General features: G+C 49.6%; 23 protein-coding genes and 2 pseudogenes. 22 read left to right on the forward strand and 3 right to left on the reverse strand.

The genetic code is table 11. The annotated features are described in order from the left end of the window. Nucleotide 1 precedes the first annotated feature (1 nt). On the reverse strand, nt 2–1,774 hold the full coding sequence (locus BLT54_RS19985; RefSeq protein WP_074647172.1) for an FkbM family methyltransferase: 1,773 nt from the start codon (nt 1,772–1,774) through the stop codon (nt 2–4). Nucleotides 1,775–2,063: 289 nt separating this feature from the next. Between BLT54_RS19985 and BLT54_RS19990 the strand changes: the two genes are divergently transcribed. From BLT54_RS19990 to BLT54_RS20000, 3 genes are read left to right on the forward strand one after another with little or no spacing between them, the layout of a single operon-like run. Then, nucleotides 2,064–2,447, forward strand: coding sequence for a hypothetical protein (locus tag BLT54_RS19990; protein ID WP_218129413.1), 384 nt, complete (start codon nt 2,064–2,066; stop codon nt 2,445–2,447). Beyond that, nucleotides 2,444–2,821, forward strand: coding sequence for a hypothetical protein (locus BLT54_RS19995; RefSeq protein ID WP_074647177.1), 378 nt, complete (start codon nt 2,444–2,446; stop codon nt 2,819–2,821). Before BLT54_RS19990 ends, BLT54_RS19995 begins: the two co-directional genes overlap by 4 nt. Before the next feature lie 21 nt (nt 2,822–2,842). After that, nucleotides 2,843–3,421 (forward strand): SMI1/KNR4 family protein, encoded by a 579-nt coding sequence (locus tag BLT54_RS20000; RefSeq protein WP_074647180.1) that lies wholly within the window; start codon nt 2,843–2,845, stop codon nt 3,419–3,421. Between the two features lie 452 nt (nt 3,422–3,873). On the opposite strand, the gene BLT54_RS20005 is transcribed toward BLT54_RS20000, so the two are convergent. Further along, nucleotides 3,874–4,155 carry a hypothetical protein gene (locus BLT54_RS20005; RefSeq protein ID WP_074647183.1) on the reverse strand — a complete coding sequence of 94 codons (282 nt, stop codon included), beginning with the start codon at nt 4,153–4,155 and terminating at the stop codon, nt 3,874–3,876. A gap of 284 nt (nt 4,156–4,439) precedes the next feature. On the opposite strand from BLT54_RS20005, the gene imm45 reads away from it, so the two are divergent. The 15 genes and pseudogenes from imm45 to BLT54_RS20070 all read left to right on the forward strand — a co-directional run bounded on the left by imm45 (nt 4,440) and on the right by BLT54_RS20070 (nt 14,294). Next, a complete protein-coding gene (imm45, locus tag BLT54_RS20010; protein WP_074647186.1) occupies nt 4,440–4,772 on the forward strand; it encodes an Imm45 family immunity protein in 333 nt (110 codons plus the stop codon). A gap of 50 nt (nt 4,773–4,822) precedes the next feature. Next, nucleotides 4,823–5,113 carry a hypothetical protein gene (locus BLT54_RS20015; RefSeq protein WP_218129414.1) on the forward strand — a complete coding sequence of 97 codons (291 nt, stop codon included), beginning with the start codon at nt 4,823–4,825 and terminating at the stop codon, nt 5,111–5,113. 98 nt (nt 5,114–5,211) lie between these two features. After that, nucleotides 5,212–5,715 carry a hypothetical protein gene (locus BLT54_RS20020; protein ID WP_074647191.1) on the forward strand — a complete coding sequence of 168 codons (504 nt, stop codon included), beginning with the start codon at nt 5,212–5,214 and terminating at the stop codon, nt 5,713–5,715. A gap of 277 nt (nt 5,716–5,992) precedes the next feature. Further along, complete coding sequence (locus tag BLT54_RS22350) at nt 5,993–6,598, forward strand: ribonuclease E inhibitor RraB (RefSeq protein ID WP_143026891.1); 606 nt, start codon at nt 5,993–5,995, stop codon at nt 6,596–6,598. 159 nt (nt 6,599–6,757) lie between these two features. Beyond that, the gene (locus tag BLT54_RS20035; protein ID WP_143026892.1) at nt 6,758–7,282 is read left to right on the forward strand and encodes an SMI1/KNR4 family protein; all 525 of its coding nucleotides are present in this window, start codon (nt 6,758–6,760) and stop codon (nt 7,280–7,282) included. 69 nt (nt 7,283–7,351) lie between these two features. Next, complete coding sequence (locus BLT54_RS20040; RefSeq protein WP_176832933.1) at nt 7,352–8,563, forward strand: RHS repeat-associated core domain-containing protein; 1,212 nt, start codon at nt 7,352–7,354, stop codon at nt 8,561–8,563. Nucleotides 8,564–8,568: 5 nt separating this feature from the next. Further along, nucleotides 8,569–9,066 carry a hypothetical protein gene (locus BLT54_RS22355; protein ID WP_143026893.1) on the forward strand — a complete coding sequence of 166 codons (498 nt, stop codon included), beginning with the start codon at nt 8,569–8,571 and terminating at the stop codon, nt 9,064–9,066. Between the two features lie 125 nt (nt 9,067–9,191). After that, nucleotides 9,192–9,335: pseudogene (locus tag BLT54_RS23190) on the forward strand (RHS repeat-associated core domain-containing protein); the annotation flags it as partial. Next, nucleotides 9,324–10,055 carry a Tle-like phospholipase domain-containing protein gene (locus BLT54_RS20045; protein WP_483862388.1) on the forward strand — a complete coding sequence of 244 codons (732 nt, stop codon included), beginning with the start codon at nt 9,324–9,326 and terminating at the stop codon, nt 10,053–10,055. The pseudogene BLT54_RS23190 and the gene BLT54_RS20045, both read left to right, overlap by 12 nt. Continuing rightward, nucleotides 10,042–10,506: a hypothetical protein gene (locus tag BLT54_RS22360; protein ID WP_143026894.1), complete on the forward strand. Its 465-nt coding sequence runs from the start codon at nt 10,042–10,044 to the stop codon at nt 10,504–10,506. The genes BLT54_RS20045 and BLT54_RS22360 overlap by 14 nt, the downstream gene beginning before the upstream one ends. Nucleotides 10,507–10,563: 57 nt before the next feature. Then, nucleotides 10,564–11,496, forward strand: a complete 933-nt coding sequence (locus BLT54_RS20050) for an RHS repeat domain-containing protein (protein WP_074647207.1) — start codon at nt 10,564–10,566, stop codon at nt 11,494–11,496. Beyond that, nucleotides 11,493–11,915 (forward strand): hypothetical protein, encoded by a 423-nt coding sequence (locus BLT54_RS20055; protein WP_074647209.1) that lies wholly within the window; start codon nt 11,493–11,495, stop codon nt 11,913–11,915. Before BLT54_RS20050 ends, BLT54_RS20055 begins: the two co-directional genes overlap by 4 nt. 257 nt (nt 11,916–12,172) lie before the next feature. Then, a complete protein-coding gene (locus BLT54_RS20060) occupies nt 12,173–13,528 on the forward strand; it encodes a polymorphic toxin-type HINT domain-containing protein (protein ID WP_176832934.1) in 1,356 nt (451 codons plus the stop codon). Between the two features lie 8 nt (nt 13,529–13,536). Further along, complete coding sequence (locus BLT54_RS20065; protein ID WP_074647214.1) at nt 13,537–13,914, forward strand: pseudouridine synthase family protein; 378 nt, start codon at nt 13,537–13,539, stop codon at nt 13,912–13,914. Beyond that, entirely contained in the window at nt 13,911–14,294 is a 384-nt protein-coding gene (locus BLT54_RS20070) for a hypothetical protein (protein WP_143026895.1), read from the forward strand. The genes BLT54_RS20065 and BLT54_RS20070 overlap by 4 nt, the downstream gene beginning before the upstream one ends. A gap of 22 nt (nt 14,295–14,316) precedes the next feature. On the opposite strand, the gene BLT54_RS20075 is transcribed toward BLT54_RS20070, so the two are convergent. After that, the gene (locus BLT54_RS20075; protein ID WP_074647220.1) at nt 14,317–14,700 is read right to left on the reverse strand and encodes a hypothetical protein; all 384 of its coding nucleotides are present in this window, start codon (nt 14,698–14,700) and stop codon (nt 14,317–14,319) included. Nucleotides 14,701–15,144: 444 nt separating this feature from the next. Here BLT54_RS20075 and BLT54_RS23155 point away from each other — a divergent pair. From BLT54_RS23155 to BLT54_RS20095, 4 genes and pseudogenes are all read left to right on the forward strand, one after another. After that, a pseudogene (locus BLT54_RS23155) lies at nt 15,145–15,528 on the forward strand (RHS repeat-associated core domain-containing protein); the annotation flags it as partial. After that, complete coding sequence (locus BLT54_RS22365; protein WP_143026896.1) at nt 15,516–15,968, forward strand: hypothetical protein; 453 nt, start codon at nt 15,516–15,518, stop codon at nt 15,966–15,968. The pseudogene BLT54_RS23155 and the gene BLT54_RS22365, both read left to right, overlap by 13 nt. 164 nt (nt 15,969–16,132) lie before the next feature. Continuing rightward, nucleotides 16,133–16,882, forward strand: a complete 750-nt coding sequence (locus BLT54_RS20090) for an RHS repeat-associated core domain-containing protein (protein ID WP_281241917.1) — start codon at nt 16,133–16,135, stop codon at nt 16,880–16,882. Next, nucleotides 16,879–17,391, forward strand: coding sequence for a hypothetical protein (locus tag BLT54_RS20095; RefSeq protein ID WP_074647228.1), 513 nt, complete (start codon nt 16,879–16,881; stop codon nt 17,389–17,391). The genes BLT54_RS20090 and BLT54_RS20095 overlap by 4 nt, the downstream gene beginning before the upstream one ends. Nucleotides 17,392–17,396: the final 5 nt, after the last annotated feature.

A 17,396-nucleotide genomic window follows, 5' to 3' on the forward strand; every position in this document is an offset into this window, starting at 1 on the left:
CTTACTCGGCGGCGTCTGCGGTCGGTTGACGATAGGCTTCGGGGACCTCTGCGTCCCACGCCTCGCTGAAAATCCATTTTTTGCGATCTTCAAATTCCTTAACACCCGCGAGTGAAGCGATCCGTGCTTCATGCGCCGTGCAGCAGGCTTCGTGCAGGCTTGCCAATGCAGGATCAGACAGGAGGCGGTCATATTCCTTGCGGGCCAGCGCACCAAACCGGGTGAGATCAGAGCTGGTTTCGCCATGATAGTTGCGTGTGCGCCAATAGCGGTTGGAGACGCTTTTGTCGGCCACAACCACGTCCCCACGATGCATTTTAACCAGAAAACACTCCAGTGAGCGCAGCGGGAAATGATCCAGGGACACAAGATCATAGGCCCCGCGACAATCCCACCCGTTCATCTCCGGGTCTTTGAGAAAGCCAGGGCGCGCGCGTCCCGACCCATCGCGCCAAATTGCCTGACCCAAGTTTTGTGAAATGTCCGGGCGGTGATTGCGGATCGCATTGACGCGGGGGCTGAGGCGGGTGATGCTTTTGACGCCGCGGTGCGCTTTTTGTTTGCCCGGTGTGGTGGACTGATGACCCGGATAGGCTTCGGTCACCCATTTGCGTTCGTAGGCCAGCTTGTTGTTGGAGCCGTGATTGATTTCGGACATCGACAACACGTCGAATTCCCCGGCGGCAGCAAACAAATCCTCTAAGCGACCCTCACCCACACGGATGTTGATAAACTCGTCCACATCCATGGAGATAACGTAATCGGCCTCCCGCATTTCGCGGGTGTAAGGCAAATAGCGCAGGGCCACGGGTTGGAAATTCGCCGTATCCGATCCCAGAGCCGGGTTGGCCATATGCCGCACAATCCCCATGTCATCGAGCCGGTCGAGCAACTTGTCCGTACCATCGGTGCAATCATTGGTGAACACCAGAAAATCCGTGACCCCAACGGCGCGATGCCACGCGATCCATTCAAGGATAAAGGGGCCTTCGTTTTTCATGCAGGTCGGGATCAGAATGCGCGGGGCCTCAGCCCCCCAAGGCCGGTATGGCCGCCGAGGCAGGGCCGCTCCTGCGATCATTTGCCCCTCGACCAAGACGCGATCAAAGCGTTTGACCGACGAGTCGGGTTTGGTGTCGGGAGAGGGTAAAAACCCTTTGGCTCCAAGCATTTCAACGATCTTGCGCAGCCCCTCTTGGCCATAGACCTTTGGATGCACTTCCATCACGATATGGCGCAGCCCGGACAGGTCCACCTCATCCAAAAGCCCAAGTTCCCCGCCTTCGATGTCACAGGACAATACGGTGGGGCGGAACTCTTGGAACAGCTCGTCCATACCCGCTGAGGGCACGTCTGCGATGCGCGAATAAGGCCGCGAATCCGGCTCCATTGAACTGGCCCAATAATTGTCGCGGATGTAAAATTTCACCGGATCGCCGGCCTTTGCCATCGCCACGCCATTGCGCAGCTCAGCGATTTCAATGCCATTAAGCCGCCAGGTTTCTTTGATCATCGGCACAAGGTTCGGGTCGGCCTCAATCGACAAAACCGCCTCGACCCCCTTAACAGAGGCCGCCGCGCTTGACACCACTCCGACACCGGCACCAAGTTCCAAAAGCCGATCTCCGGGCTGCAAAATGGCCCGCATGATCTCAACCTCCCCCTTTTCGTATTTGCCCTTTCGCATGGGTTTTTCGATCGTTGGGGTGATGATGTCGGTGACAAAGGCCACTTTTATACCGTGAACCGTCAGTGTCTCGTCATACGCGTACATGTGGTGCCTGCCGGTGACTGTTTAAGAAATACCCTCTCAGACTCGTCTATTTCTGGGAGTGTTTCAATGGGGTTAACGCTGATCCCACCGCAAAACATGTCTTTTTGCGCGACTTGGCAACAAAGACGCGCAAAGCTGAATTGTGGTGGAGGTGCCGGATGACACGCCTGTGCTGCCCGAGTTCTGAGATGCTATGGGATTTAAATGGTGCACCCGATCCAACTAAGGTCGAACGCGCCCAAAGGCCATGGGCCAATTTCGGGGACGGTCTGCACGTTTTCAAGGAAACGTGTTTGGTGCCCAAGGGCTGCAAGGAACCACCGACACGAGGATTTTTAATCCAGAACTAAATAAGATTTTTCACGAAGTTAACTCAGAACAAAATGTCAAACCGGCTGCCAAACATCAAAGGCTTGGTCGCTGTTTGTCAAACCCATCCACGGGGCAATCCGACCAAAGAAAAACTGCTGAGGGGGCGGCCACCCACCTCAACGGCAATGCAAATCTTTCTGCACAATCAGCTTATCAAGACGACAGCCTGACCGCAATCGCGGGAGGTGAGGCAATGGCCAGAAAGATGGATGATGCGACTCTGGAACAGGCTGCCGATGCACTTCGAAATTTTGCGCAACGTGAAAACGATCATATCAGTCGAGCGGGCGAAGTTAGATGAATTATTTTGCAGTAGAAAATGATCTAGATATTTTAGAAGAAGACGGTTTTGGCCCACTTGACCATCGTAGCGAAAGGGCTGTCGCGCTCGCATTTGAGCGTTTCCGGGGTGGCCAAGCATTAGATGAATGTGAGTTGTCGCTTTGCATCCCAAGCCTTCGCCATAAAGTAAAATGGTTTATACTCGGGGGGCGAAGCATTCTTTTTATAATTGACGACCAAATTGACGCGGAAGATAAACGAGTATTGGGTGCGTGCTTAGTCGCAACATGGAAGCTCAAAGAGTACAGGGGCATCGCCATGCGGTCATGTAAAACAGATCAGAGCTTCGCCGCTTTCATCTCACTCGCGGCAACAATCATTCAGCTCCGATGAACGTCAACAGGACCTGGTAAAATGAGTAAAAATTTTGTTGTTAACTCTAATCCTTACGGAGCTGTAACCCTTGAAAACGTGTTAGCGTTTGAGAAGCTAAATCGCTTCGTGCTTCCTGATGATTACCGTCACTACTTGCTTCACCATAATGGTGGAAAATTTTCTCGCAGGGATTTTGTGTCAAAAAGCGAGCCGGACGTAGATGGCGACGTTCATCACATGCTGGGGTTGCATCAAGGTCCAGAGCATGCGCGATTACAAGAAGGCTTCAGACTTTCTAAGTATTATGACTTAGATGAGTTTTCTATGAGCCTTGATAGATACTTTGTTTTTGCAGACACTTCGACTGGTAGCTTACTCCTTTTGGATTTGAAGACAAAAGGCGTTAGCGTTTTCCAGCCAGAAGATGTCGAACATGAAAGCTCGGAGCCGCTTCGCCACGCAATCCATGCATTGTCGGATAGCTTTACCCATTTTGTCGAAGATTTGGTCTTTCACAACGAAACTTATTCAAGCGCAGACGAGCTTGAAGAGTTTAAAAAAAAGGTGCGCCAAGCAAGGCTAGAAGCCGGATGGTCCATCAATGATGGAAATGACTAGCGTTTGTGTGAGCCCCAAGCGCGTTTCGCAACCAATGTCACCGTGCAGCCTTTTCTGATCCTGCTTCAACCTCAACGCGCGGTATTACGATCCGAGGTTGGGGCTGTTCATCCAGCCCGACTGGCTTGAAGCGACAAGAGCAGGTGAGTAGAAGAGTCGCAGAAGAGCAGAAGCAAGATGATGAGTGAGATCGATAAATGAGAAGTCGTTTCTTGCGGGTTAAGTGCAAAGTAAATCGTATCTTGGGAAGGTACTCAAAACCTCTGAGGAATATTGACCCACGGTTGTTGGGGGTGGGCAACGTGCAACTCAATCATATATTGCGCCAGCACATCCACTCAGTTTCATTTGAAATGTTTCTTCTCCGTATGAGCCGGCACACTGCCTATATAACGGATGAAGAAAATCCTGAACTACGCGTACAGCCGACAGCCTATTTTGCAGAGGTGATGCTATACTTTATCGTTGGTTGGACCTGTGCCGCAATTATGGTGAAGGTTGAAGGAGGTTTGTGGTCGGATAGCCTTCTTATGCTTGTTTGCTCCTGCCTTATGGCGATAACTTATGTCTTCATATTTATTTTTGCCTCTAAAAAACTGCTCAAAAATTGTGAAGCTTTTCTTAAATCCAAAGTATCGGAACTGTGACGTTTCAATCGCGGTCTCCTCACTCTTCAGGGATTCCAGCACGAGCTTGGCCTTGAACTCGGGCGCATGTTGTTTGCGTTTCGACATCTCTGATCTCCTTCTCGTCGAAGATCAGCAGACTGCAAATCATGGCTTAATTTACGACAGATCCTGTCCAACCGATGGGGAGTAGCTCACCTATGCGCGCGGGGCTGGCCCGGTTACGCAAACGGCTAACGGTGTCCTCGTGGCCGCTGTCCGTCGGCTGCATAGCCAGCATGGTAGACTAAAGATGTTAGACAAGCGTGAAAGACATGTCGATGAGGTTGACACTCCACTACCGCCGCAAGAGAAAACGGATAAAGCGGTAGGCATGACATAAGGACTGAATGATGAGTTTGAGCTTTGAACCCTTGCTTCACCTTGAGCCATCTGCACGCTTAGCCCATGGTACAATCATTCGCCTTAAGGGCGTTTGGCCTCATGAAGAATATGTAGATCTAATGGTTGCTGAGACTTTCCAAGAAAATGGAGGAATGTCGCTCATGGTGACGACTGGCCATAAAGGAGGCTTAATTCTAGTGAATTTGCCAGTTGAAGCTGGTGAGCATTGGATCAGTTCTGATTGGCTGAAAGAAAATTGGTCATCATGGGTATACCCAGACTGTCCGCTTGAAACTGTTTGGGTTTCGAAAGGGTATTCGCCACCTACAACACCAGAATGAAACCACTGCACTTGGGTTATTCATCGATTAATAGGAGCGACTATGACTTTATGGAAAGTATAAGTGCGGGGCTTGAACAGAAAAATTCGGCGGCTTTCTCTGATATTCTGAATGGCATGGAAACATTGTCCTGCCCAAAGCTTGATTCAAAAATGATCCGGATGGAACAGAATTACGTTCAAAAACACTTGGACAGCCTATTTGCAAAAGATCCTGTCGGCGCTCAAGCACTTGTAGACAAATTGAATGCTAAAATGAATATTGCAGGAGGCATGGGGAAACTTGTTGGGAGTTTTCTCGCCGTGACAGGCAATATTTGGAGACTTTGGCAAAGTGCGTGACGAACTTGGGCGCGATAGTGATTTCGCGCGACAATCTGATCGTGAGGCCAGAAGGGCTGCCCGAGACGCCAGAAAAGACAATCTGAGGCAGTGACTAAATGAGAGAACAAAGTAAAAAAACGAAGATGTCGTTGAGAGGACTATGGCGGTTTTTACAGCGATTATTGACTTTAGCTTTGGTCGATATCTTTTTGGCGCCGTTCATTGCAATCATTTTTATCTTTGGCTTTAATATCTCGGATCCATTTTCAAACGACATTCCCCCGGGCGATGGAGTTTGGCACTATTACAAATACTCCTGTGCTTTGGTGCTCCTGGCATACTTATTCGCTCTCTACGGCATCATATCCATCATTACGATTTTGTTATCTCGCAAACTGAATGTAAGGCGAAGGGCCGTTGTTCGTTTGGGCACTTTCATTTCGTGGCTAGGTCTCTTTGTTCACGTGGAGCTTATCGAAGCTGATTTTGATGTTCTGGTTTGGGTCAGGACTTCGATTTTTGTTGGTGCTCCCCTTGTGTGGGGCGGTCTTTGTTCGTCACTCTTGTCGGAATATGTTTGGGAGCGAATTTCCAAAAGAAATAAAAGTCGAACAGCGTAGTGGACACTTCACGCGGGCATGCTTTTGTAGAAATTTAGCTCATAGATCTCAATGGCTCTAACCGCAACCTTTGCCCGCCCCACCGCAAGCGTCACAAGGCACAATCACCAACTCCTGTGACTGCACTCCACAGAAAAAACTTCGGAAGAGAATTCCAGACGTCAAAGTGAGCGTAGTTCGGATGATGAAGGGAATTGAGGGCAAACCCAAATGACGAACATACAGAAGTTTGCCTTTCACTTGGAGGCCAAGGACGGCTGGCTACCTTAGTTATACTTTGAGATTCCCGGATGGCACTCGCCACCATGGGAAAGGTGATTATAGTCGCGCGAAACAGTCAGCCCGTGAACACGGTTATGAGGTCGCTGAAGCTGATATCGACTGGACCTCTGCGGATAGCCATCGAGAAGCCTTTGAAGCCTTTGAAGCCTTTGAAGCCTTTAAGGATGAACATGAACGCCTTGAAGCGGATGGGGGAAAAGAGAACGAAGATAATCATAATCGCATAAACTCACCGGGGGGAAAAAATATGAAGAACAGGATCGTTGAGCTAAAGAAGCGTCTCCAACCAGAAAATGCAGCTGTCTTGGCAAGATTTGCGGCGGATGGTGTTGACATATCGTCTGAAAAAGAAGTCGCATTTTTTATTGAAATGCCATCAAAAGACGATGTTTTTAAGTGTTCTTCTGAGATGCGGTGCCAATTCAAAAGAAAAGCCTTCCACGGAAGCGTTACACACACTGAACCACAAAAGACGGTATATTATCGTTATGACATAGTTCTACCAATGACCGCTGACGCAATTTCTCAAATTGAGGCGGAATTGCTGAGTGTTTGCGAAGAGCATGGCGGAACGCGTTCTTTTTGGGAATTTGCTGATTAACGCCAATCAACTACGGATAGAAACAACACAATAAAACTGATCACCGCAGCAGACGGCAGCCTGGTCAAAACCTCCAGCTACGCGCCGTTTGATGAGGCTTTTGACGAGATGCTCATAGGAATAGAAACAATCAAGGTGTCACACCACAAATGAGAGACAGTGACAGAAAAACGCACTGTTGGTACAGAGCGAGGGAAAAAGACGCGGACGAAAAGTATCCGGATGAAGTTTACGATGACTAGGGGGAAGCAGATGCAAAGAAGTGAGTTTATCAAAGCAGCGACAGACTTTTTTGAGAGAAAGCCGATGATGTTGGAAATGAGGTCATCCGATGAATTCGCTGATGACGAAAATATCTCACGCGTCGAAAGCGAACTTTCTGCAGTACTTCCTGATAGTTATAAGTTTTTCTTATCGCAATTTGGTGGTGGAGAATTCGGTGCTTCTGAGTTTTTCTCAGCAGATGCGGCCAGTGAGTACAGTTTAGTTAAGCAAAACCAGAAGTGGGCTCAGATTCTGCCGTCAGGCTTCCTAGTGTTTAACGATGACCAAAGTGGTGGATGGTATATGTTTAATAAATTGGGCGATGAGAAAGTGTTCTATTTTAATCCCGATGGTGAACTGGTTGAAATTCAAGGGAAAGGCATTTTGGACTTCATTTCTGAACAGGCTTTTCTAAGATAGAGTGTTTTCTGTCGAGACATTGAGTGTGACGCCAACGGCAATATGCTCACCTCGTTCGATGGGCGCACCATGGCCTATGACGGTGAAAACCGCCCGCTGAGCGTCACCGCCTCGGGGCAGACCACGGCCTATGGCTACTGGCCCGATGGATCGCGCGCGTTCAAAACCGAAGACAGCGGCGCGCCGACAGAGGCCAAAACCGTCTACTTCGGCCCGGTCGAAATCCGTGATTTTGGCACCGGCACAGGCGAAACCATCCTCACCTACCAACACCCCAACGCGCGCCGGGTGAACGGGGCGGTGGAATACCTGCACAAGGACCAACTCGGCTCGATCAAACTGATCACCGCAGCGGATGGCACGCTGGTCAAAACCTCCACCTACGCGCCCTTTGGTGAGGCTTTTGACGAGATGCTCAGCCTCACCCGTGCCGACGAGACCAAGGGCTTCATCGGCGAGCGTTTCGACGCCGACGCAGGGCTGCAATACCTCAATGCCCGCTACTATGACCCCCGCCTCGGCCTGTTCATCCAGCCCGACTGGCTCAATCCAACACAGCAAGGCGTCGGCACAAATCGGTACAGCTACAGCTTTAATGATCCGGTGAACCTCAGCGACCCGAATGGGAATTGTACAAATGATTCCAACTGCGAAGGTGATTGGGACAACCCAAGCAAAACTGCGGACGCCCGACAGTCCGAGGATGGAGTTGCCGACGCTTCTATTTATGACGGTAGAGATACCTATGTTCTGGATCCCAAAGATCTAAAGCTCGATGAGCTTCTTAATATCGGCAGCGCTTTACAAAGCTATATCTCTGCAAACGGGGACGCCTACCAAATAAGCGATCTAAACCGCGCTATGCAAGAGGCAAACCTTTCAGGCAAACCAGCCGCTTTTACTATCAAGGGATTGGGAATTGGTGTGAGCTTGCCAAATAAGGTGTTTACAGAAGCTGGAAGAATTTATGGAGATTTTCTCGTTGATGTCACAGGCACAGTATCGGTTGATGGAAACGGTGGGTATTCCATAGAAGACGCTACGGCATCAGTTGTCGGACAGCGATACGAGTTTGCACGTGATGCCCTGGGAGGAAGGGGCCGGAAGGACAAGTTCAGGCAGCGAGCTGTCAACTTCGCAATTGGCGTAGCTGCTGGTCGGCCAAACGAACAAGGTCCTAACGGACTGTGGGCAAATGGTCCAACATCTATGTACAATGACGCAAACATCATTACTGAAACAAACAGAAGTTATAGCTTCCGCGCTTGGGGGAATTATTGAGCAATATGACACGTATGAAGTTATTATACAGTATCGGATTTATTCTGGCTGCCCTGCTTGCAACCGATACAGCTGTTTCATATCTCCAGATCTCTCGGTTTCCAGATCAACAACGACTGATGGTTGAAAGTTGGGTAGAGACTGGAAATTTACCCAAGTGCGATCCATCAGGATTAACGGACGAAACAGGACAATCGCCGATAGATGATACACCGTTAGCAATTGGAATATGTTTTTCGCACACTTATATTGATGAGCAAATAATAAGCGCAAGCCCTAACAAACCTGAACTTGATCAAGTCTATTTCCACCTGAGCTGCGCGACAGATAACCTGTCGGCAAGATTTCAAATTATTCTTGGGCGTACTGACTACAGGGTATGGTGCCAGTATGCACTCGGAAGTCAGTTAGATGATGTTCCTGAGTTCAATATCCTAGACGCTGCAATTCCTCCCGAACCAGCAGGGCTTATTGATCGAATCCTTAGCAGAATAGCCGACTGACAGACACGGTGCCTTTAGCCGCTTGCCCAAACCGAAACCTATGACTATCAAAACCAAACCCGCAGACTCTCGTTACGAATGAGGGACCAGCGGGGGGCAGGTCACACCCCGCACGCTTCGACGCCGACGCAGGCCTGCAATACCTCAACGCCCGCTACTATGACCCGAGGTTGGGGTTGTTCATCCAGCCCGATTGGCTTGATCCTACTCAGCCGGGCGTCGGGCTGAACAGGTTCGCCTATTCCGCAAATGATCCGGTGAATTTGCGCGATCCGAGTGGGAATGCGTCAGCTGGAGTCGGTGCTAAAGTTTCGGCTGATTCCTATAGTGAAGATCATGACAACCATGAACTGCCTAATCACATAAAAAGGCTCACTGAAGAGGAAAGAAAGGAACGTTTTGGGGAAGGTCTAGTTTGGGATGACCCTAAGACAGGTTTTTACGCACGAGCGTATCTCGATGTTAAAACTGGCGAAATTATATTAGGCTACCGTGGCACTGATGATTTCGACGGTACAGACATGGATGACAATGTGGGCCAAGGTTTGGTGGGGAGGTCCTCACAATATGATCAAGCGATCGCACTTGCTCAGGCCGTTGCTGCATCCGGAGGAGTAGCAAGTCGGGCTGAGGGGCTTTCCTTTGCAGGTCATTCCTTGGGTGGCGGCTTAGCAACAGCTGCAGCACTGTCCTTTCCAAGCAAAGACCGCAGATACGCTCATGCATTTGACCCAGCAGGATTGCATTTGTCTTCAAATTTTAAATCGATAGTATATGGCGGCCTCGCGGGAAAAAATACGAACATTGTAACACATAGGGTTCATGGCGATCCTTTGGGGGCTTTGAATGGTGCTTCGATCATGTCGTCAAAATTGCCAGCTATGGTTTCCCCAGGCCGTCATATTTATTATGAAAGTGTTTCCGGCTGGAATCCACTTGCAAATCACAGCCTTGAGGCTTTTAGAGGGCAGATTGATGGGTTTGACTAGGATTTCTGGTGCGCTCTTTCTATTCTTTTTAACTGGGTGCTTGGCGCGGTCTGATCTTCACTCACGGATCATTTTTGATAGTTCTGGGGAAGCAGATAAAATATATGGTTACGGGCGAGCTTCTCTTCTTGAAGAAATGCCTGAAATTGGCGGCACTTGCATTGAACGGGAGAGCCATGTGGTTTGCCGTTTTCCTGAACAGAGAGGGAAAGCTTGCGCCACGGATATTGGTATCTATGTCAGACCAAGCGGGCTAAGCAGTTTAACTGTCCATACAGCATGTACTCATGGCCTAGGGCCTACAGAAAACGGTCTAAGAGAAGGACAATATATCACCGATTTCCACAAAGAGATGGAGCAATGGGGGGTTAAGAGGTTTGCACAATTCCAACCTCAAACGAGGGTGCGGAGTTACTCGAACGATCAGTTTGGGGAAATCGGTGGTTTTTAATGCGGCTGGGGCGAAGGCGAAACCATCCTCACCTACCAACACCCCAACGCGCGCCGGGTGAACGGGGCGGTTGAATACCTGCACAAGGACCAACTTGGCTCGGTCAAACTGATCACCGCAGCAGACGGCACACTGGTCAAACGCTCGACCTACGCGCCCTTCGGCGAAGCCACGGACGAAATGCTCAGCCTGACCCGTGCCGACGAGACCAAGGGCAACACCCGCGAACGCTTTGATGCCGACGCAGGCCTGCAATACCTCAACGCCCGCTACTATGACCCCCGCCTAGGCATGTTCATCCAGCCCGACTGGCTCGACCCAACTCAGCAAGGCGTGGGGCTGAACAGGTTCGCCTATTCCGCAAATGATCCGGTGAATTTGCGCGATCCGAGTGGGAATGCTTGGGGGCTTGCGTCAAAGCTTGTGAAGCTCGCGATCAAAGGCGGCGACATTGCGGCAACTTTTGCCGGAGCGGTTGCAGACTTTAAAACCGCTACAGGGAAAAGTGTATCTTTAGGGCGGCGCGCTGCAGCTACGGTATCCTTGGTAAGCGAAGTTGTATCGCCTGTCTCATTGCGTGATGCAAAAGCGGCTAAAAATGCTGCCAGCGATTTGCTTGGGAAAAATGCAGATGAAGCCTCTGAATTTTTAGGTGGAAAAATTAGCACGCTTCGAGGAGGGGGTAATGAAGCAAGGGGGATTGAATGCCATCATTGCTCATCAAACTCAGCGTCCCCTCTTAGTGACGGTTCTGGGCCAGGCATACAAATGGAAAAGCCTGATCACTCTGAGACTGCCAGCTGGGGTAGCTCTCGAGAAGCCAGACAGTATAGAGAGGCTCAGAGGGAGCTAATTGAAGGCGGCGATTTCAGAGCTGCGCAACAGATGGATATAGATGATCTGCAGGAGAAATTTGGAGACAAATATGATGATGCAATCCAAGGCATGAAGGATTATACGGATGAACTGGAGGATACTGCTAAATTATGATCTTTGAATTCCTGCCGCTCAGAGGAGTTGTTGATATCGAATTCGGCGCAGATAGGGACGCTGTACGAAACATCTTAGGTACCGCATACACTTCTTTCAAACGAACTCCCTTATCAGTCTGCCCCCTAGATCATTTCTCAGGGCTTGGTGTTTTCGTCTTGTATGATGCGCAAGAGAAAGTGGAAGCTTTCGAGTTTGACGATACCGGCACTGTAATGTTTCGAGGCTCAAATCTTGTTGCTCTAACCCCTTCTCTGTTCAGGGAGATTATAACAGATTCAGCCGCAGAATATGTGGAGGATGAAGAAGAGATTATATCGCGCTCACTGGGAGCATGCGGTTGGTTTCCAAGCAAAAGTACAGATCAAACGCAGACAGCGAAAAGTATTTTGATATTTAAAGAAGGCTATTTCGAATAGTTCGAAACCCAGTCGAACTGCGGACCCTCAGAGAAGAGTTAAAGCTGCAGCGTTTCACCTGTTTAGCACCGCAGTCCGAAACAACCTCAGCCCTTTTGTGCCGCTTCCCCCACACACCTCACATCCAGCCCCGCCACACGCCTCACAGGCCACAATCTCCAACTCCTGTGACAGCACCCCACGCAGCACGTCTTTAACAACGAAAAGCTCCACCCCAAGATCAATCAAACGCGGACGCGCGCCGGGTGAACGGGGCGGTGGAATACCTGCACAAGGACCAGCTCGGCTCGGTCAAGCTGATCACCGCAGCAGACGGCAGCTTGGTCAAAACCGCCACCTACGCGCCCTATGGTGAGGCTTTTGACGAGGTCCTCGACCTCACCCGCGCGGATGAGACCAAGGGCAACACCCGCGAACGCTTTGATGCCGACGCTGGCCTGCAATACCTCAATGCACGGTATTACGATCCAAGGTTGGGGCTGTTCATCCAGCCCGATTGGCTTGATCCAACGCAGCCGGGTGTGGGGACAAATCGGTATAGCTACAGCTTCAATGATCCCGTCAATCTAAGCGATCCGAATGGGAATTTTGTTCCCTTGCTGATTGCAGCCTACAAAGTCGCAAGTGTCGCGGTCACAGTCTACGACGCATATCAAACTGCGCAGGCGCTCACAAATGGTGATATGTCTTTGGGCGACTTCGCAAAAGATGTCGCCGTCGACGTCGCTATCTCGGCTGTCGCTGGTAAAGGAGCGGCGAAGCTTCTCAAGAAATGCTCTTTCGACGGTGCGACGCTTGTGGCGACACAGGAGGGCTTTGTTCAAATCCAGAATATTCGTCCAGGCATGTCGGTTTTGTCTGGCGACCCCGTCTCAGGTGAGACCAGCTATCAGACCGTGCTGGACCAATATTCCAACAGCTATGACAAGACCGTGTACATCACCTACGCGAGTGAGGCCGGGAACGAGCAGATCAGCTCCAACACGATCCACCCGTTCTTCGTGGTCTTTGCTGATGGCGAACCCCGTTTGATTGCGCAAGCGTCCGAGGGGCATGTATATGAAGGGCCGATCAAGGGTGGTGCCTGGGTTGACGCAGCCCACCTGCGCCCCGGAAATCATCTGCGTGGACCGGATGGAACATTGCGAGAGGTTCTTGCCGTCGAGATCGTGGATAAACCGCTCACGGCCTACAACCTCTCCGTCACTCAAACTGAGACTTTCTTTGTCGGGCGAGATGGGGTCTGGGTCCATAATTGTCGTATACCAAACCAAATCGCAGGTCAGAAGCGTGAGGCACTCACTGCAGATGAACTTAGAACAGAACATCCCGGAGCCAGTGTGCAAAACGAACAATACCTTCGGAGTTCAGATGGTAAAATTGCTAAGGATCCGGAAACTGGTACGGGAAGACGTTTGGATCATGTTGTTATTGAAGAAGATGGTACCGTTGCAAAGACAGTAGAAACCACCAGCTTAACGGCTGACAAAACAGCGCAAATAGCTAAGGAACAGCGTATTCGAGAGAACGGTGGTACCTATATACGTGATAGGCGGGATAGAGAGCTTCGTGATACTGGATCTGATCTTGCCGAAGAAAGGCGAAGACCGTAGAGGAAGATATGACAAACACATCGGAACGAGTACTAACCTGCGCTCGATGGTTTCTTGATCGAAAGAGAATAACAAACGGCGTTGCTGATCCTGTTAGCATTGAAGAAGTGTCTGCGACACACGTTGTGCCGTTCAGGTTCTTCGATCAAGAAGGCTTAACAACACGAACTCTTATTGGTGACAATGACCTTGTTGACGAGGATTTTATCGTGCGCGTAGAGGATCTTACGCCTGAGGGATATGAACTTTTTCGTACTGGTTACCAGAAATGGCTAAGTGCTTATGCGCGCCGAACACCTGAGAAGCGCAAGCAATGGTTGGCAGAAAACGATGTTTCGATTCTAAGCAAGTATCTTGAAATAATTCGGAATCGTGAAAATCAATGACCTATACGAGAGAACGCTTCGCTATGGACTTGCGCCACGAAAGTGTTGATCGTTTAGTGGACAGCTATGAGAAAACTCTTCGCAATCCGCCGGGTAGAAAACCTGCGTCACGGCTTGTCAGGCTATCCAAATGGTACTCTTCACTAGATGAGGAACAACAACAGACTTGCCTGTTACTGATGGAGTATATTGCAGAGGCCTCCCTTTTCTCTACATTAGCTGCTCTCGATGGCGCATCTCTTCTTAGCGAAGACCTGCGCGGTGCTGATATCCGCTTGACCATAGTTAAAGGCGATGATGAGCTCTTAATCTCAAGCAGTGAACATGGCGCAGATTTTGAATACGATCTACATGAATTGATGTTTCCTACACCAGATTAGCGGAATGCCGAAGATGCGCATATCACAAAGAAAGAACTGCGTTGCTAATTAGATAGGCCCGCAACCGCCGCCCCTTCGCCCCACTCCCCTCGCAGGCCTCACAACCCGCTCCACCACACGCCTCACAGGCCACAATCTCCAACTCCTGTGACAATACCCCGCGCAGAACGTCTTTCTCCACGAACGCCTCCACCCCAAGATCAATCAAACGCGGACGCGCGCCGGGTGAACGGGAAGGTGGAATAAAGCTGGCATCGAGGCTGCTCGAAGAGAAATGAAAGACGATAAGAATGAAAGCGAAGAAACGGACACAAAAGACGATAAGAGTGATGACAAATGAAGTCACCTGAACGGATAAAATGGAAATGGGTAACAATTTTCCTTGTGTTTGCGTGCTTGGCATCATGTGCGGACGCATTTTGGCGTGGATCACTTTCGTGGAACACCATTGTTAGGGCTCTTGGGGCGGGGCTTCTTTACTCGGGTTTAGCGGTCGGGTTTGGTGCAATTTATTTGAATACGCGAACTGTTCTTGTGAGTTGGGTCGCTATACTCATTGTATCGGTGGTTTCTGCATGGATTTGTCAAGACGCATTTTTACCTCAATCTTCGAACGTGTCGCTGATTGAAGTATTGTCAGATATGGGGATGAAGACCTATTTTTTGATGCTCGTCTGTATCCTGGTGATTAGAGGAGCCTATACTTTCAAGTAGTTTTGGACCCATTTGTGCCAAATGTGCTGGTCACCTCTCTGAGTGAAAATGGTTCCTCATCACACGCGGCACCTACGCACCCTATGGCGAGGCCACGGACTAGGTCCTCGACCCCACCCGCGCCGACGCAGGCCAGCAATACCTCAACGCGCGGTATTACGACCCAAGGTTGGGGCTGTTCATCCAGCCCGACTGGCTTGATCCAACCCAGCCAGGCGTCGGGACAAATCGGTTCGCATATTCCGCGAATGATCCCGTGAATCTAAGCGATCCGAATGGGAATGCTTGGTACAATGATTGGGATGATTTTAAGGATTTGTTTCGAGGTGCAGATAGCTCTGATAGCGGGGGCGCCTCAAATACTAATCAAGACAGTAAGCGACGCCCGCCACCCAATAATTCTTCAAATATTCTACTTGGCTCAAACAAACCGGGCGCAACTGCCCCATTTGGGAGGGTAAGTTCTTCGCAACAACCGCAGAAAATGCGGCAAAATGGGGGCAGAGTATGTCTGGAATGAAAGGGTTTAGAGTTGTTTCAGGGACATTGCCGAGCAAAGCTGTGCAAGGTTTCGAATATTTTAAACGACTAGACGGAATTGGAGCTGCATATTTTGCCCGCACGTCGGAAATTCCTCCTGCAATTATTAAGTTTATAGAAGAGAGGAATCCGATGAAAGTAGTGCCTATGTTGTTTCGCTGGAATGCTGGGGTCAACCGCAGTGTTAAAAAAGGGCAAGTGTACTCAACGGTTTGTCGCCTGCCGCATGTAAAACAAAATCATGAAGAGGATACATGGAGTTTTGTCGTGACTTTTGAGCAAGATGGAACTGCCGCTGAACCGATCAAAGCGATGGGTAACTTTCTGGTCGAGAGTGCGCCACAATACCTGCTGGAGAAGGGACAAGAAATCGAGCTACTTGAAGGAACTAAATTATGTGCTGTAGCTACGGTGCTCTAACTCAGAGTATTTTGGGTTCTGCACAATTTCCACCTTCTTTACAACAGTCAGCGCAGTAGGTCTTTCACAACAAACGGCTCCACCCCGAGGTCGATCAATCGCGCATAGGCCGTATCAGCGGAATTGCTGCGCAGGGAGGATGGGACCAGTCGACCGGCGCCGGCCTGCAATATCTCAACGCGCGGTATTACGATCCGAGGTTGGGGCTGTTCATCCAGCCCGATTGGTTCGATCCAACCCAGCAAGGCGTCGGGTTGAACAGGTTCGCCTATTCCGCAAACGATCCCGTGAATCTGAGGGATCCGGGCGGGAATGACTTTATTGCAACTTGTGTGGGGTGCGGACTGACTAGACTTGCTTATGAGCTAACGGCTAACTATCCAACCAAAGCGGAGCATTATGCACGAAATAACGGATACGATTTTCCCACCACAATGAGCGAATTTGAAGTACGTGTTGCACAAGGCGAATATGCTCTTGGAGATCCTGTACCCGCGAATGCGTATCAGATCGGCATGCAGCCAAATGGCCCTTCTCCTTTGTTCAATGAGAAATTTACGACACAAGATGGCGGTGAGGTAATTTATGATCAAAATGGAAACCGTGTGGATGACTTTGTTAATCAAGGAACCGCTAATTTTGGATTACCAGATACGGAACCTCTTAAACATGCAGTTGCAGATGTTGCGCCACACATAGCCTTAGGTACGCACCCAATAAAGGATCCGACAACCGTCACGGAACGTTTTCTGGGGCTGCTCAATCCTAGATGGGGCTATAATGGAGATGTTTCGCTTACTAAAGCAGAGCGAGCCAAGTTAGAAGAAAAACAACGTCAAGAGCAGAGGCGACAAGCGAACGAAGCGCGTCGGGATGATCGAGGAATAAGGAACGAGAGGGGCCATTTAGAATGAAGACTCTAGCTGGAATACTTGCATTTGGGTTAATAATTATTTTTTTGAACCCAGGCATGTCTCATAAAGTTGAGATTACATTGCGAGCACGAAATGAAGGCGGATATGAGATCTTTGCTGAAAAGCCACTTTTCTTTGAGACAAGTATCTTTAGGCAAGAACGCATTTCATATCTCTTTCCCGCGAGGCTTGGAAGGCCGTTATTTACGACGCCTTCAGTGGTGAGTTCTGTTGATGTACTCGAAATACAAACTTTGACAGACGGTGCACGAATATCGATTATTAATGATGACAAATCTGGCCTGATTTTACCGACACATGATAAGAAAGGAAGGGTATCTCTTCCATCAGTTCAGATTGATATCCCATTGGTTTCTAGGTTGGATTTTAACATTAGTCTTAATGTGTGCGGCACTATGTGTTCGATTGAACAATTAAGTGGTGAGGTGACACTTGAGGTTGAGAAACAATTTCGCCTCATGTCGATTTTTAATTTGCGCGGTGTTTAGTTGGC

It is taken from the genome of Celeribacter baekdonensis, from assembly GCF_900102315.1.
Taxonomy (GTDB): domain Bacteria; phylum Pseudomonadota; class Alphaproteobacteria; order Rhodobacterales; family Rhodobacteraceae; genus Celeribacter; species Celeribacter baekdonensis.

What these genes read in the sequence shown, in the direction of transcription:
- BLT54_RS22355 (WP_143026893.1), top strand. Translation starts at nt 8,569, where the DNA reads ATGACACGTATGAAGTTATTATACAGTATCGGATTTATTCTGGCTGCC.
- BLT54_RS20055 (WP_074647209.1), top strand. Translation starts at nt 11,493, where the DNA reads ATGATCTTTGAATTCCTGCCGCTCAGAGGAGTTGTTGATATCGAATTC.
- BLT54_RS19985 (WP_074647172.1), bottom strand. Translation starts at nt 1,774, where the DNA reads ATGTACGCGTATGACGAGACACTGACGGTTCACGGTATAAAAGTGGCC.
- BLT54_RS19995 (WP_074647177.1), top strand. Translation starts at nt 2,444, where the DNA reads ATGAATTATTTTGCAGTAGAAAATGATCTAGATATTTTAGAAGAAGAC.
- BLT54_RS20095 (WP_074647228.1), top strand. Translation starts at nt 16,879, where the DNA reads ATGAAGACTCTAGCTGGAATACTTGCATTTGGGTTAATAATTATTTTT.
- BLT54_RS22360 (WP_143026894.1), top strand. Translation starts at nt 10,042, where the DNA reads ATGGGTTTGACTAGGATTTCTGGTGCGCTCTTTCTATTCTTTTTAACT.
- BLT54_RS20070 (WP_143026895.1), top strand. Translation starts at nt 13,911, where the DNA reads ATGACCTATACGAGAGAACGCTTCGCTATGGACTTGCGCCACGAAAGT.
- BLT54_RS20005 (WP_074647183.1), bottom strand. Translation starts at nt 4,155, where the DNA reads ATGTCGAAACGCAAACAACATGCGCCCGAGTTCAAGGCCAAGCTCGTG.
- BLT54_RS20075 (WP_074647220.1), bottom strand. Translation starts at nt 14,700, where the DNA reads ATGATGCCAAGCACGCAAACACAAGGAAAATTGTTACCCATTTCCATT.
- BLT54_RS20065 (WP_074647214.1), top strand. Translation starts at nt 13,537, where the DNA reads ATGACAAACACATCGGAACGAGTACTAACCTGCGCTCGATGGTTTCTT.
- BLT54_RS20020 (WP_074647191.1), top strand. Translation starts at nt 5,212, where the DNA reads ATGAGAGAACAAAGTAAAAAAACGAAGATGTCGTTGAGAGGACTATGG.
- BLT54_RS20000 (WP_074647180.1), top strand. Translation starts at nt 2,843, where the DNA reads ATGAGTAAAAATTTTGTTGTTAACTCTAATCCTTACGGAGCTGTAACC.
- imm45 (WP_074647186.1), top strand. Translation starts at nt 4,440, where the DNA reads ATGAGTTTGAGCTTTGAACCCTTGCTTCACCTTGAGCCATCTGCACGC.
- BLT54_RS20015 (WP_218129414.1), top strand. Translation starts at nt 4,823, where the DNA reads ATGGAAAGTATAAGTGCGGGGCTTGAACAGAAAAATTCGGCGGCTTTC.
- BLT54_RS20040 (WP_176832933.1), top strand. Translation starts at nt 7,352, where the DNA reads ATGGCCTATGACGGTGAAAACCGCCCGCTGAGCGTCACCGCCTCGGGG.
- BLT54_RS22365 (WP_143026896.1), top strand. Translation starts at nt 15,516, where the DNA reads ATGTCTGGAATGAAAGGGTTTAGAGTTGTTTCAGGGACATTGCCGAGC.